Annotated in this window: 1 pseudogene; it reads left to right on the forward strand. The window is 24.0% G+C overall.

Annotated elements, in window-relative coordinates:
• A pseudogene (locus IMK15_RS06765) lies at positions 1–338 on the forward strand (IS3 family transposase); the annotation flags it as partial.

Raw genomic sequence — 338 nt, forward strand, 5'->3', positions numbered from 1 at the left:
AACAAGGTATTAACTGAAAAAGAAAAGATTAAACAATTAGAAGAGGAAGTGCTTTATCTAAAAGCTGAGAATGAATATTTAAAAAAATTGAGAGCTCTAGTTCAAGAAAGGGAGCTAAAAGAGAAGAAAAAGTAAGAGTAATAGCTGAACTTAGATCAAAATATCCTTTCAAAATGTTGTTAAAGATTGCAGGGATATCAAAATCTGTATATTATTATTACATAAATAAAAAAGATAAAGATGAAAAAAATATAGGTATTATTGATAAAATAAAAGAAATTTACTATGAAAATAAAGGAAGATATGGTTACCGTAGAATAACATTAGAATTAAAAAAT

Source organism: Sneathia sp. DSM 16631 (genome assembly GCF_014892235.1).
GTDB lineage: Bacteria > Fusobacteriota > Fusobacteriia > Fusobacteriales > Leptotrichiaceae > Sneathia > Sneathia vaginalis.